The following is a 13,339-nucleotide window of genomic DNA, read 5'->3' as shown; positions in this document are numbered from 1 at the left end:
TGCTCGCCCCGGGAGCGAGCAGACCAGACGGGGAACGGTCGGCCACGTCGACGCACAAGGCCAAGCGGGGCGAACTGCGCATCTACCTGGGCGCCGCCCCGGGCGTCGGGAAAACCTTCTCGATGCTCGGGGAAGCACGCCGCAGGCTCGAACGCGGCACCGACGTGGTCGCGGCCGTCGTCGAGACCCACGGCCGCAAGAAGACAGCAGAGCTGCTCGACGGGATCGAGATCGTCGCGCCGCGGTACATCGAGTACCGCGGCGGGCGGTTTCCCGAACTCGACGTGCCCGCGGTCATCGCCCGACACCCGGAGGTGGTGCTGGTCGACGAACTGGCCCACACCAACACTCCCGGCAGCGTGAACGCCAAGCGCTGGCAGGACGTCGAAGAACTGCTCGACGCAGGAATCGACGTCATCTCGACGGTCAACGTCCAGCACCTGGAGAGCCTCAACGACGTGGTCACCCAGATCACCGGAATCGAGCAACAGGAGAAGGTCCCCGACGAGGTGGTGCGCGCGGCCGATCAGATCGAGTTGGTCGACATCACCCCGGAAGCGCTGCGGCGCAGGTTATCCCACGGAAACGTGTACGGCCCCGAGCGCATCGATGCGGCGCTGTCCAACTACTTCCGGCGCGGAAATCTGACGGCCCTGCGAGAACTGGCACTGCTGTGGCTCGCCGACCAGGTCGACGCCGCGCTGTCGAAGTACCGGGCCGACAACAAGATCACCGACACCTGGGAGGCGCGCGAACGCGTGGTCGTCGCCGTGACCGGTGGCGCCGAGTCGGAAACCCTGGTGCGGCGGGCGTCGCGCATCGCGTCGAAATCCAGTGCCGAACTGATGGTCGTGCACGTCGTGCGGGGTGACGGTCTGTCGGGTATCGCGGCCCCGCAGATGGGCAAGGTGCGAGAACTCGTGACCAGCCTCGGCGCGACACTGCACACCGTGGTCGGTGACGACGTCCCGGCCGCGCTGCTGGACTTCGCCCGCGAGATGAACGCCACCCAGCTGGTGCTCGGGACCTCCCGGCGGTCCCGCTGGGCGCGCATGTTCGACGAGGGCATCGGCGCGTCGGTGGTCCAGCAGTCCGGCAAGATCGACGTTCACATGGTCACCCACCCGGAGGCCAAGCGACCGCGCTCGTACTCTTCGGTGGCGTCGTGGCAGAAGCACCTGCTGTCCTGGCTGGCCGCCGTGATCGTTCCCAGCGTCATCTGCGCCATCACCTCGCTGTGGCTCGACCCGTTCCTCGGTATCGGCGGCGAGAGCGCGCTGTTCTTCATCGGGGTCCTGGTGGTGGCGCTGCTCGGCGGTGTGGCGCCCGCCGCGCTGTCGGCGCTGCTGTCCGGTCTGTTGCTGAACTACTTCCTGGTCAATCCCCGCTACACCTTCACCATCGCCGAACCGGACAGCGCCGTCACGGTCGTGGTGCTGCTGCTCGTGGCCGTCGCCGTGGCCGCGCTGGTCGACGGCGCCGCCAGTCGGGCTCGCGAGGCCACCCGCGCGTCACAGGAAGCCGAACTCCTCGCGCTGTTCGCGGGATCGATTCTGCGCGGGGCGGATCTGGGCATGCTGCTGGAACGCGTCCGCGAGACGTACGCCCAGCGGGCGGTCAGCCTGGTCCGCGACGGACCCGACGGGCCGGCGACGGTGGCGTGCGTGGGCAAGGACCCGTGCGTGGAGGTCGATGACGCCGACACGGCGGTGGAAGCCGGCGACGACGAGTTCTGGATGCTGCTGTCCGGCCGCAAGCTGTCGGCCCGGGATCGCCGCGTGCTGGGTGCGGTCGCCAAACAGGCAGCCGGCCTAGTCAAACAACGCGAATTGACCGAAGAGGCAAGCCAGGCCGAGGCGATCGCTCAGGCCGACGAACTGCGGCGTTCACTGTTGTCGGCGGTGAGTCACGATCTGCGGACCCCGCTGGCCGCCGCGAAGGCAGCGGTGTCGAGCCTGCGGAGCAGCGATGTCGATTTCTCCGCGGAGGACACTGCCGAACTGCTGGCCACCATCGAAGAGTCCGTCGACCAGCTCACCGCCCTGGTGGGTAATCTGCTCGATTCGTCGCGGCTGGCGGCGGGGGCGGTCCGCCCCGAACTGCGCCGGGTGTACCTGGAAGAGACGGTGCAGCGCGCACTGCTCGGAATCAGCAAGGGAGTCACCGGTTTCCCGCGCAAAGAGCTCGACCGGGTCAAGGTCGAGGTCGGCGATGCCGTCGTCATGGCCGACAGCGGCCTGCTCGAGCGGGTATTGGCCAATCTGGTCGACAACGCGTTGCGCTACTCGCCGGTGAACAGACCGGTGCGGGTCACCGCCGGCCAGGTCGGTGACCGGGTACTCATCGCCGTCGTCGACGAGGGACCCGGTATCCCCCGTGGCACCGAGGACCAGCTGTTCGAACCCTTCCAGCGCCTTGGCGATCGCGACACCAGCACCGGTGTCGGCCTCGGCCTTTCGGTGGCCCGCGGCTTCGTCGAAGCAATGGGCGGCACGATCACCGCAACCGACACACCCGGCGGCGGCCTGACCATCGAGATCGACTTGGCGGCAACAGCAAAGGATGTCCACGCATGACCCGGGTGCTCGTCATCGACGATGAACCACAGATCCTGCGGGCGCTGCGCATCAACTTGTCCGTCCGCGGGTATGAGGTGACCACGGCGGCCACCGGGGCCGAGGCCCTGCGGTCGGCCGCCGATCACCGTCCGGATGTCGTGGTTCTGGATCTGGGCCTGCCGGATATGTCCGGTATCGAGGTGCTGGCGGGGTTGCGAGGTTGGATGAGTGCGCCGGTGATCGTCCTCTCCGCGCGCAGCGACTCCTCGGACAAGGTCGAGGCGCTGGATGCCGGCGCCGACGATTACGTGACCAAACCCTTCGGCATGGATGAGTTCCTGGCCCGCCTGCGCGCGGCCGTACGCCGGGGCACGGCCGCGGCCGAAACCGACGAGCCCGTCATCGAAACCTCCTCTTTCACTGTGGATCTCTCCGCGAAGCAGGTCACCAGGAACGGCGTCGAGGTGCATCTGACGCCCACCGAGTGGGGCATCCTGGAGATGCTGGTGCGCAACCGCGGCAAGCTGGTGGGCCGTGAGGAGCTGCTCAAGGAGGTGTGGGGTCCGGCCTACGCCAAGGAAACGCACTATCTGCGGGTGTACCTGGCGCAGTTGCGGCGAAAGCTCGAAGACGATCCCTCACACCCGGTACATCTGCTCACCGAAGCGGGGATGGGTTACCGGTTCCAGCAGTAGCGGGCTTGGCCGCCTGCAGTGTGTACGTCAACGGGATTCGGTCCCGCCCCTCGGCCAGCACGAACTCGCCCGGGTATTCGCTGCTCGGGATCATGGCCTCGCCCAGCGGATTCCACGGTACTTCGCGGTGCTCCTCAAGCGCGGTGACCATCAGTCCGGCGTCGGTGAGTGCCGTGAAGATCTCGCCGAGACCATGATTGAAGTGCACCAACGTCGGGGAGTCCAGAGTGCCGGAGCCGGCATAGCTGTCGTGCTCGACGAACACGACGCCGTCGGTCTCGAAATACGGGTACTCCAACACCAACAATCCGTCGGGTCGCGGATCGCACATCGCCCACAGCACCGGATGCCCCTCGCGCATGAACAACCGTCCGCCGGGCCGCAACAGGCCGGCGACGGTGGCGGCCCACCTCCGGATGTCGGGCAGCCAGCAGATGGCGCCGATACCGGTGTAGACCAGATCGAAATCGCCGACCGCGTCGTAGACATCGGACTCGACGAAGGTCACGGCCCCCTTCGCCAGGGCGCGCGCCGCCTCCAGAGCGGACGGCGAGAAGTCGATACCGGTCACCGATTTCGCGCCCAGACGGGCGAGCGACACGGTGTCGGTGCCGATATGGCATTGCAGGTGAACGACATCCAGTCCGTCGAGCCGGCCCAGCCGGGGTAGGTCATAGCGGACCACGTCGGAGAGGTGGGCGGGGTCATCGAAGCCCGCGAGGTCATACCCGTCCGGCCCGGTGTGCAGGGGCACCCGGGATTCCCAGTTGGCCAGATTCGTCGCGCGCCAGTCCTCGGTCACACCTCATTCTCGCACGCGCAGTCTACTCGTTTTCCCGATCCAAAACCGTTGTGCGGGTGGATCTGTGGATGAATCCGCGACTGTGGATAACTGCCGGTTCTGTCGGTGGTGCGTACTAGTGTTCGAGTCATGGAAGGTGTCGTCGATCTGCTGGCCACCGTGGACAAGCTGTCCACGGTGGCGTTCGACGACGCGTCGGTGGCTGAGCTGTTGGAGGTGCAGTCGGCGCTGGAATCGGTGAACCGGCGGATCCCGGCGGTGCAGCACCGGGTGATGGCGGCGGTGAAGGCGCAGTCCAGTCCGGGCGAGTTGGGTGCGCGCAGCTGGGCCGACGCGTTGGGGATCCGACTGCGGATCTCGCACACCGAAGCCTGCCGCCGGTTGAGCGAGGGTGAGTTGTTGGGCCCGCGGCGCTCGGTGACCGGCGAACCACTCGAGCCCGTGTACCCGGGCACCGCCGCGGCCCTGGCTCGCGGCGAACTGACCGGCGAGCATGTCCGGATCATCACCCACACCATGAAGAAGATCCCGCCCATGGTGGATGACCGGACCCGCGCCGACGCCGAGACCGACCTGGCCGCTGTCGCCGCCGTGCAGACGCCCGAGGCGTTGCGTAAGGCGGCCGCACTGCTGCTCGAGTTGCTCGACCCCGACGGGCCCGAACCCAATGACGAGGACACCGTGGCGCGCCGGGAGATGCTGCGCAACGTGACGCTGGGCCCACAGGATGCCGACGGGATGAGCGATCTACGCGCCAAGGTCACCCCCGAATGCCGGGCCTATCTCGAACCGATCTTCGCCAAGCTCGCCGCCAAGGGCATGTGCAATCCCGACGACGCACACCCGTGCGTGAAGGGCACCCCACCCGCCGAGGTCAGTGCCGCCGACACCCGCAGCCTCGGGCAGCGCCAACACGATGCCCTGATGACGCTCGCCCGCAGCGCGCTGGCGGCGGGTGAGCTGGGCGAGCACAACGGACTACCGGTGAGCGTGGTCGTCACCACCACGCTGACCGAGCTGGAAACCGCGGCCGGGGTCGCCCACACCGGCGGCGGATCCACTGTGCCGATGCGCGATCTGATCCGGATGGCCGGGCATGCCCGCCATTATCTGAGCATCTTCGACGGCCACACCGCGGTGCCGCTGCACCTGGGCCGCACCAAGCGCATCGCCTCCCCCGGCCAGCGGCTGGTCCTGCATGCCCGCGACCGCGGCTGCACCTTCCCGGGCTGCGCCATTCCCGGCTACCTGTGCCAAACACATCACGCCGAGACCGACTACGGCGCCGGCGGGCACACCGACATCACCAACTTGGGCCTGGCCTGCGGCCCGCACAACCGCCTCGTCACAGAACGCGGCTGGACAACCCGCATCCGGGCCGACGGCCGCGTCGAATGGATACCGCCACCACTGCTGGACACCGGCCAGCCACGGGTCAACCCCCTGCACCACCCCGAAGACCTCTTCCACCGCTTCCACGGCAGCGGGGACGACCGTTGACCTTTCCAAACGAATTCCAACCGCGACCGCTTACGGTGCCCGCCATGACACACTCCACGACCCGCGCTGCCGCGGCCGCCGCCGTCGTCGCACTCGGTCTGTTCGGCGCTGTCGGTTGCGGCTCCGATTCCAAATCCGAAGCCACCAGCAGTACCTCGTCGAAGAGCTCATCCTCGTCATCGACGAAGAGTTCGGCCGCATCGTCGACCAAGAAGGCGCCCTCGACTCCCGAAGCGCACGAATCGATCGCGGACTACGTCCAGGAGAACGGGATCACCGAGACGTCGATCAAGCGCGGCGATCCGGGCCCGTCGATCGACCTGCCGGTGCCCGAAGGATGGGAGGCCACCGACGAGCTGCCCGAAGCCCCCTACGGCGCGATCGTCTTCACCGGCAGCTCGGTTCCCGACAACCGGCCGCGTATCCTCGCTCTGCTGTCCAAGCTGACCGGCAATGTCGACCCCCAGAAGATCCTCGAGTACGCCCCGGGCGAGCTGGAGAACCTCCCGGGGTGGAAGCCGCTCAACGCGGGCGCCTCGTCCACCCTGAGTGGCTTCAACGCCTTCCAGTTGGGCGGCAATTACGACGTCGACGGCAAGCAGGGTGTGATCGCGCAGAAGACCGTCGTCATCCCGGCCGATGACGGCCTGTATGTGCTGCAACTCAACGCTTATGCCGACGAGTCGGAAGCCGACACGCTGGGCAATGCCACCGATATCATCGACCAGCAGACCACCATCACGCCGTAACGCTCACAGGCTGCGGTCGGCTCTCGGTCATGTAATCGCCGCGAAGCGTTCGTCTGCTGCTACCTCGCACGACGCCAACCCCGGTACACGCTCTAGCCGTGGACAACTCGCGTGCGTACAACAGTGTCTGGCAGTTCCGCGGCGATGCGTGGTGCCGCCTCGAAGAGGCCGCCGACCGGTTGACTCGGCCGAGCACGACCGGCGACCTCAAAGACGAATACGTGGCCATCTGTCACGACCTGCTGATCAACCTGGCACCGCTGGAACCGTACTGGGCCTTCCCCGGCTCACCTCAGTTCGCCAAGATCCAGCGCCTGTTCAACGCGGGCGCGTACGACAAGTTCGCCCATACGGTCGCCCGGATCAACCGGGCGCTCACCACGGAGTCCTACCGCACCGGCGATGTCGACACCGCCGGTGCCGACGACACCGCCGATCTGTTCCCGGCCGACCCGCGCACCTTGGAGAGCCAGCCCGCCAACCGGCGCGAGCAGCTCTACTTCGAGGTGCTGGTCGTGGAGAAGATGACCGAGGCCCAAGAACGGGCGCTGCGCAAAGAGGTGCGCAGCTGGCGCAGGCCCGATGACGAATTCGTCTACGAGCTGGTGGTCGTCGGCAGCGGCGACGAGGCACTGATCGCCGCGCGCCTCAACGTCAACCTGCAGGCCGTCGTCATCCGCCGCCGGTTCAGTCACCAGTCGCCCCGGGACCTGACCACGCTGTCGGAGTTCATCGACCACACGCTGTCCCACGATCTCGACGACCACAAGTCCCCCGATGAGCGGGCCGCGATCCTGGCCAAGTCGCTGCATGAGCTGCGTCCCGAACTCGACCTGTTCCTGATGACCGAGATCGAGGTCGAGGACATCGCCGGCCGGCTCGGGCAGTCGTTCCGCCGGGTGTTCCACGCCCGCGAGGGTGTGCTGGAGCTGCACCTGTCCATCCTGCAGGGGGTCGCCGCGCGCTACCGCACCCCGTTCTTCAGCGCGCTCAAGCAGTACAGCCACCGGCCCACCGGTGTCTTCCACGCGCTGCCGATCAGCCAGGGCAAGTCGATCGTCAACTCGCACTGGATCAAAGACATGGTCGGGTTCTACGGGCTGGACGTGTTCATGGCCGAGACCTCGGCGACCTGCGGCGGGCTGGACTCGCTGCTGGAACCCACCGGCCCGCTGCGCGAGTCCCAGCAACTGGCCGCCGAGGCGTACGGCAGCAGGCACACCTATTTCGTCACCAACGGCACCTCGACGGCCAACAAGATCGTCACCCAGTCCCTGGTCGCTCCCGGCGATATCGTGCTGCTGGACCGCAACTGCCACCAGAGCCACCACTACGGCATGATGCTGGCCGGCGCCAACGTCGTCTACCTGGAGGCCTACCCGCTCGCCGACTACACGATGTACGGCGCGGTCCCGCTGCGGGAGATCAAGTCGAAACTGTTGGCGCTCAAGGCCGCCGGCAAGCTCGACCGGGTCAAGATGATCTCGCTGACCAACTGCACGTTCGACGGCATCGTCTACGACACCGAGCGCGTCATGGAGGAATGCCTGGCCATCAAGCCCGACCTCGTATTCCTGTGGGACGAAGCGTGGTTCGCGTTCGCCCGGTTCCACCCGGTGTACCGCAAGCGCACTGCCATGGCATCGGCTCGCAGCCTGCGCGACAAGCTCGCCGACCCCGAATACCGCGCCTCCTACACCGAGCAGCTCACCCACGAAGGCCCGCTGTCCGACGAGGAGCTGCTGAACCGGCGGCTGCGGCCCGACCCCGCCGAGGCACGCGTGCGGGTGTATGCCACCCAGTCCACGCACAAGACGCTGACCTCGCTGCGGCAGGGCTCGATGATCCACGTCTTCGACCAGGACTTCGAGCAGAAGGTGTCCGAGGCCTTCCACGAGGCCTATATGGCGCACACCTCGACCTCGCCGAACTACCAGATCCTCGCCTCACTGGATCTGGGTCGCCGCCAGGTGGCCCTGGAGGGTGTCGAGCTGGTGCAGCGCCAGATCGAGAACGCCATGCAGCTGCGCGATGCCATCGACAACCATCCGCTGCTGAGCAAGTACATGTCCTGCCTGCGCACCTCCGACCTGATCCCGCAGCAGTTCCGTCCCTCTGGTATTGCCCAGCCCCTGCGATCCGGGCTGAAAAATATGATGGCGGTGTGGGATTCGGACGAGTTCGTGCTGGATCCGTCGCGCATCACGCTGTCGATCGGACGCACCGGCTACGACGGTGACCAGTTCAAGCGCGAACAGCTGATGGACCGGCACGGCGTGCAGATCAACAAGACCTCACGCAACACCGTGCTGTTCATGACCAATATCGGCACCACCCGCAGCTCGGTGGCGTTCCTGGTCGAGGTGCTGGTGAAGATCGCCGGCGAGCTGGAGGAGTCGATCTCCGAGATGGGCCTGGGCGAGCGGGCCCGGTTCGAGCAGAAGGTGCGCCGGCTGACCACGAACTCGGCATCGCTGCCGAACTTCAGCGGCTTCCACCCCGTCTTCCGGGACGGCACGCAGACACCCGAAGGCGATGTGCGCCGCGCCTTCTACCTGTCCTACGACGACACCCACTGCGAGTACCTGTCCACCGATGAGATCTTCGACAAGATCGACGCCGGTGTGCAGGTGGTGTCCGCGACGTTCGTCACGCCCTACCCGCCCGGATTCCCGGTTCTGGTGCCCGGCCAGGTGTTCAGCCAGGAGATCCTGACCTTCCTGCGCGAGCTCGACACCCCCGAGATCCACGGCTACAAACCAGAACTCGGCTTCCGGGTGTACACCGAGAAGGCGATCGAAGGCCTGCGGCCGGCGCGCTGGTCGGATCTGCCGCAGCCCAGTGTGATCGGCTAGCTCACGCGACGTAGTCGAGGCTGGTCATCATCCCGGCTGCCTGGTGATAGGTGTTGTGGCAGTGCAACATCCAGGTGCCCGGATTGTCGGTGATCAGGCGGACACCGACCGTCTGTCTCGGCAGCACGATGAGGGTGTCCTTGCGTGGACCCGGCCGGCCATCCGGGGTGATCACCTCGAAGGTGTGCCCGTGCAGGTGCATCGGATGCCACATCATGGTGTCGTTGACGAAGGTGAGGGTGACATTCTGGCCCTGCCGGACCTGCAGCGGCTCCATCTGATCGAAGCGTCGACCGTTGATGGTCCAGTCGTACCCCATCATCGCGCCGCCCAGCCGGGCGGTCAGGGTGGTCTCGGCGCGGTCGCCGGCGAGCACCGCCTCCGGCGCCGCGGCGAATGCCGCGACGGTACCGATCCGGCCGCGCAGCTCGGCGGGGACGAATCCGAGGTCGGGCACGGTTCCGGCGCCGGTGGACAGCATCGCGCGGGCGTAGGCGTTCTTGCCCTCGGCGGAAGCCACCAGCGGGAAAACACCGTCCCCCGCGGTGATCACCACGTCGTAGCGTTCGCCCATCCCCAACAGCAGAGCGTCCACCTCGGTCGGTACTACCGGGAACCCGTCGGTATGGGTCACCGTCATGCGGTGTCCCGCCAGGGCCACCCGGAATGCGGTGTCGGCCCCGGCATTGATGAGCCGGATCCGGACGCGTTGTCCGGATTTGGCGCGGAATGTGCTGGCCGCGGCCGGGATCCGGCCGTTGACGAGGTAGTACGGGTAACTGATATCGCCGGCGTCCCCGCCGAGCAGCTCACTCGTACCGACGCCGCCCACCCCGGGCATACCGGGCATACCGGGCATGGTGTGTCCACCCATCCCCATCCCCATCGCCCGCAACCCGTCGAACAGCTGTTGCGGACTGCTGCCGACTCCGGCGGTCCAGTCGTCGAGGACGACGATCCATTCGGCGTCATAGGCGCCCGGCTCACGCGGGTCATCGATGATCACCGGCAGGTAGAGACCGTGATCGGCATCCAGATCGGTGTGCGGATGGGCCCAATACGTTCCCGGATGCGCAGCGGTGAAGCGGTAGGTGAAGTCGCCCGCCGCGGGGACATCGGGCGTGGCCGGAGCCGCGCCGTCCATATCGTTGCGCAGCGCCAGACCGTGCCAGTGCACCGAGGACGCATGCGGTAGCCCGTTGGCCAGGGTGACCGCCAACTCATCGCCGACGCCGGCCCGGATCAACGGTCCGGGCACCACCTGGTTGTACGCGTACGTCTGCGCGACGGGGCCGCCGAGGTCCACCCGGGCCGGCCCCGCCTCCAGCCGCACGTTCACCGTTCTCCCGGTGTGCGGACGGGCCGCCTCGGCTGCCGCGATCGCGTCGGCAGAGACCGGTGTGGCACCACCGCCGTGCGGCCGGCCCCCGCATCCGGCCAGCGCCAGCCCACCGATCGCCGTCGCGGCCAGGAACCCGCGCCGGGTCAGGGCGGAGCCCGTGAGTCCCTTCATCCCAGATCTCTCCTTCCCCCGCCACGATGAGCGTGCTCACCGGCGAAATGGGTATTGCTTCGATGAAGATTCGGTCAAAATCGGCCCAGGACGGCGTCCGGCGGCACGCGCGCGGCACGATACGTTCATGGACAACACCGCAGCACCCACCGGCCCCGGTTCCGGGTTTCGTGCGTTGGTCGTGGACGACGAGGTGGGCCTGGCCAATGTGGTGGGCAGCTATCTGGAACGCGAGCAGTTCGAGGTCACCGTGTGCCACACCGGTACCGATGCCGTGCTCCGGGCTCGCGAGGTCGACCCTGATGTGGTCGTGCTCGACCTCGGCCTACCCGGTATCGACGGTGTCGAGGTGTGCCGGCAACTGCGCCTGTTCTCCGACGCCTATGTCGTGATGCTCACCGCGCGCGATTCCGAGACCGACACCATCGTCGGGCTTTCGGTCGGCGCCGACGACTACGTCACCAAGCCGTTCAACCCGCGCGAGCTGGTGGCGCGGATCCGGGCGATGCTGCGCCGCCCGCGCACCGTGACCTCGCCTGCCGATACGGTGCGGCGGACACCACCGCCCACCGCGCCGCCGCGGGTGTTCGGCGAGCTGTCCATCGACATCGAGCGCCGCGAAGTCACCCTGGGGAACACATCGATTGCGTTGACCCGCACGCAGTTCGACATCCTCGCCGCATTGTCGGCACGCCCGGGCGTGGTCTTCACCCGGCCCCAGATCATCGAGACCGTGTGGGGTGACTCATGGGTGGGCAATGCGCACCTGGTGGATGTCCACATCGGCCACCTGCGCCGCAAACTCGGTGACGATGCTGCCGAGCCGCGCTTCGTGCAGACGATACGAGGCGTCGGCTACCGGATGGGTACCGGCGGATGAGCGCACCGGATCACCTACAACAGAAGCCCGGAGTCGGGCTGGGCGCCCGGCTGATGGGGGCGCAGATACTGGTCCTGCTGACGGGCGGGGTGACCACCTGGATCGTCGCCGCGATAGTCGGGCCGCCGTTGTTTCGGGAACACCTGCGCCGGGCCGGTGTCGATCACGGGTCGAACGAACAGTTTCACGCCGAACAGGCATACCGTTATGCCACCGTGCTGTCGATCGCCGTGGCCGTCGCGGTCGCGGCCGCCACGGCGTTGGTGGTGACTGCCTATTTCAGCCGGCGTCTGCAGCGTTCGGTGGCCGACGTGTCAGCGGCGGCCAGCGCCGTCGCCGCCGGGCGATACGACATCCGGGTGGCACCGGCGGGCCTGGGCGCGGACTTCGACAATCTCTCCGGGGCGTTCAACCAGATGGCCCGACGCCTGGGCACCATCGAGCTGACGCGGCGCCAGATGTTCAGCGACCTCGCCCACGAGATCCGCACGCCGGTTTCGGTTTTGGGGGTGTACCTGCAGGCGGTCGAGGACGGCGTACGACCAATGGACGCCGACACCATGGGGATGCTGCGCGAGCAGGCGGACCGTCTCGTGCGGTTCTCGCAGGATTTCGCTGCCCTGGCTCAAGCCGAGGAGGCCGGCTCGGCGATCGACGTGCAGCTCGATGCCCCTGCACCTCTGGTGACGTCCACGCTGGCCGCGGCCGCCGGCCGGTACGCGGCCAAAGGTGTCGCACTGACAAGCCACGTCCCAGCGGGCCTGCCCCAGATCCGCTGGGATCCGCAGCGCATCGGTCAGGTACTGCACAATCTGCTCGATAACGCGTTGCGGCACACGCCCTCCGGCGGCCATGTGGACGTGCGGGTGACTGCCGACCATCAGGACCTCGTCATCACGGTCACCGATGACGGTGCCGGAATCCCGGCCGAACATCTGACCCGGATCTTCGAACGGTTCTACCGGGTGGACGCCGCCCGCGACCGTGAGCACGGCGGCGCCGGGATCGGTCTGGCCATCGCCAAAGCCTTCGCCGACGCGCACGGTGGCAGCCTCACCGCGTCCAGCATGGGGTCCGGGCACGGTGCGACCTTCACGTTGGTGGTACCTATCGGGGGTCCGGCGGCAAACGGTTAGAGCGAACCCAAAAGGGTTTTCATGGTGTCGATTTCACGTTGCTGGCTGGTCTTGATGCTGTTGGCCAACGCAACCGCGGCCGGCGACTGACCCGTCTTGATCTCGGTCTCGGCCATGGTGATCGCGCCCTGATGGTGGGCGATCATCTGCGTCAGGAACAGCTTGCTCGCCGCGACGCCCTGAGCGTTCTGCAGCGCCGCCATGTCCTGCTCGGACATCATGCCCTGCCCTGTCTGCATGCCCGGCATACCGGGCATTTCCGGCATTCCTGACATACCGGGCATACCGGGCATTCCCGACGAGGGGGACATCCCGGTGGAGCCCCATTGGGTCAGCCAACCTTGCATCTGCTGGATCTCCGGACCCTGTGCGGCCTTGATCTGGGTGGCCAGCGCGATCACCTTCGGGTCGACACCCTGCTTGCCCAGGATCATGTCGCTCATCTCGATGGCCTGTTGGTGATGCGGAATCATCATCTGTGCGAACATCTCGTCGGCATGGTTGTGCTCCGCCGACGTCGCCGGTTGCGTCGTGATGGCAGTGGTGGTCGTGCCCGACGAGGACGGTCCGGCGGAGGTCGTGGAGGTGCCACACGCACCGAGCGTGACCGCCGCGGCCAGGGCCGCGGTCATCATCAGTGTTTTCTTCACC

10 protein-coding genes are annotated in these 13,339 nt (G+C 67.2%); 7 read left to right on the top strand and 3 right to left on the bottom strand.

Annotation, left to right across the window (positions count from 1 at the left end; all coding sequences use genetic code 11):
- Positions 1–74: 74 nt before the first annotated feature.
- Together QN239_RS08480 and QN239_RS08475 are read left to right on the top strand one after the other, a co-directional pair.
- A complete protein-coding gene (locus QN239_RS08480) occupies positions 75–2,576 on the top strand; it encodes an ATP-binding protein (RefSeq protein ID WP_499016674.1) in 2,502 nt (833 codons plus the stop codon).
- Entirely contained in the window at positions 2,573–3,253 is a 681-nt protein-coding gene (locus tag QN239_RS08475) for a response regulator (protein ID WP_090362494.1), read from the top strand. The genes QN239_RS08480 and QN239_RS08475 overlap by 4 nt, the downstream gene beginning before the upstream one ends.
- Here QN239_RS08475 and QN239_RS08470 read toward each other — a convergent pair.
- Entirely contained in the window at positions 3,216–4,055 is an 840-nt protein-coding gene (locus QN239_RS08470) for a class I SAM-dependent methyltransferase (protein ID WP_499009498.1), read from the bottom strand. The genes QN239_RS08475 and QN239_RS08470 overlap by 38 nt on opposite strands.
- A 129-nt stretch (positions 4,056–4,184) precedes the next feature.
- On the opposite strand from QN239_RS08470, the gene QN239_RS08465 reads away from it, so the two are divergent.
- The 3 genes from QN239_RS08465 to QN239_RS08455 all read left to right on the top strand — a co-directional run bounded on the left by QN239_RS08465 (position 4,185) and on the right by QN239_RS08455 (position 9,159).
- On the top strand, positions 4,185–5,555 hold the full coding sequence (locus QN239_RS08465; protein ID WP_499009496.1) for an HNH endonuclease signature motif containing protein: 1,371 nt from the start codon (positions 4,185–4,187) through the stop codon (positions 5,553–5,555).
- Between the two features lie 44 nt (positions 5,556–5,599).
- On the top strand, positions 5,600–6,304 hold the full coding sequence (gene lpqN / locus QN239_RS08460; protein WP_499009494.1) for an envelope biogenesis lipoprotein LpqN: 705 nt from the start codon (positions 5,600–5,602) through the stop codon (positions 6,302–6,304).
- A gap of 98 nt (positions 6,305–6,402) precedes the next feature.
- Positions 6,403–9,159 carry an aminotransferase class I/II-fold pyridoxal phosphate-dependent enzyme gene (locus QN239_RS08455; protein ID WP_499009493.1) on the top strand — a complete coding sequence of 919 codons (2,757 nt, stop codon included), beginning with the start codon at positions 6,403–6,405 and terminating at the stop codon, positions 9,157–9,159.
- A 1-nt stretch (position 9,160) separates the two neighbouring features.
- On the opposite strand, the gene QN239_RS08450 is transcribed toward QN239_RS08455, so the two are convergent.
- Entirely contained in the window at positions 9,161–10,672 is a 1,512-nt protein-coding gene (locus tag QN239_RS08450) for a multicopper oxidase family protein (RefSeq protein ID WP_499009492.1), read from the bottom strand.
- A gap of 127 nt (positions 10,673–10,799) precedes the next feature.
- On the opposite strand from QN239_RS08450, the gene QN239_RS08445 reads away from it, so the two are divergent.
- A complete protein-coding gene (locus tag QN239_RS08445) occupies positions 10,800–11,552 on the top strand; it encodes a response regulator (protein WP_499009491.1) in 753 nt (250 codons plus the stop codon).
- On the top strand, positions 11,549–12,688 hold the full coding sequence (locus QN239_RS08440; protein ID WP_499009490.1) for a sensor histidine kinase: 1,140 nt from the start codon (positions 11,549–11,551) through the stop codon (positions 12,686–12,688). Before QN239_RS08445 ends, QN239_RS08440 begins: the two co-directional genes overlap by 4 nt.
- Here the strand turns inward: QN239_RS08440 and QN239_RS08435 are convergent.
- Complete coding sequence (locus tag QN239_RS08435) at positions 12,685–13,323, bottom strand: DUF305 domain-containing protein (protein ID WP_499016672.1); 639 nt, start codon at positions 13,321–13,323, stop codon at positions 12,685–12,687. The genes QN239_RS08440 and QN239_RS08435 overlap by 4 nt on opposite strands.
- Between the last annotated feature and the right edge of the window lie 16 nt (positions 13,324–13,339).

It is taken from the genome of Mycolicibacterium sp. Y3 (assembly GCF_051188035.1).
Classification (GTDB): domain Bacteria; phylum Actinomycetota; class Actinomycetes; order Mycobacteriales; family Mycobacteriaceae; genus Mycobacterium; species Mycobacterium fluoranthenivorans.
Note: the sequence above shows the minus strand (reverse complement) of the source record. Positions and strands in the feature narration are given on the sequence as shown.

What these genes read in the sequence shown, in the direction of transcription:
- QN239_RS08445 (WP_499009491.1), top strand. Translation starts at nt 10,800, where the DNA reads ATGGACAACACCGCAGCACCCACCGGCCCCGGTTCCGGGTTTCGTGCG.
- lpqN (WP_499009494.1), top strand. Translation starts at nt 5,600, where the DNA reads ATGACACACTCCACGACCCGCGCTGCCGCGGCCGCCGCCGTCGTCGCA.
- QN239_RS08450 (WP_499009492.1), bottom strand. Translation starts at nt 10,672, where the DNA reads ATGAAGGGACTCACGGGCTCCGCCCTGACCCGGCGCGGGTTCCTGGCC.
- QN239_RS08440 (WP_499009490.1), top strand. Translation starts at nt 11,549, where the DNA reads ATGAGCGCACCGGATCACCTACAACAGAAGCCCGGAGTCGGGCTGGGC.
- QN239_RS08465 (WP_499009496.1), top strand. Translation starts at nt 4,185, where the DNA reads ATGGAAGGTGTCGTCGATCTGCTGGCCACCGTGGACAAGCTGTCCACG.
- QN239_RS08475 (WP_090362494.1), top strand. Translation starts at nt 2,573, where the DNA reads ATGACCCGGGTGCTCGTCATCGACGATGAACCACAGATCCTGCGGGCG.
- QN239_RS08435 (WP_499016672.1), bottom strand. Translation starts at nt 13,323, where the DNA reads ATGATGACCGCGGCCCTGGCCGCGGCGGTCACGCTCGGTGCGTGTGGC.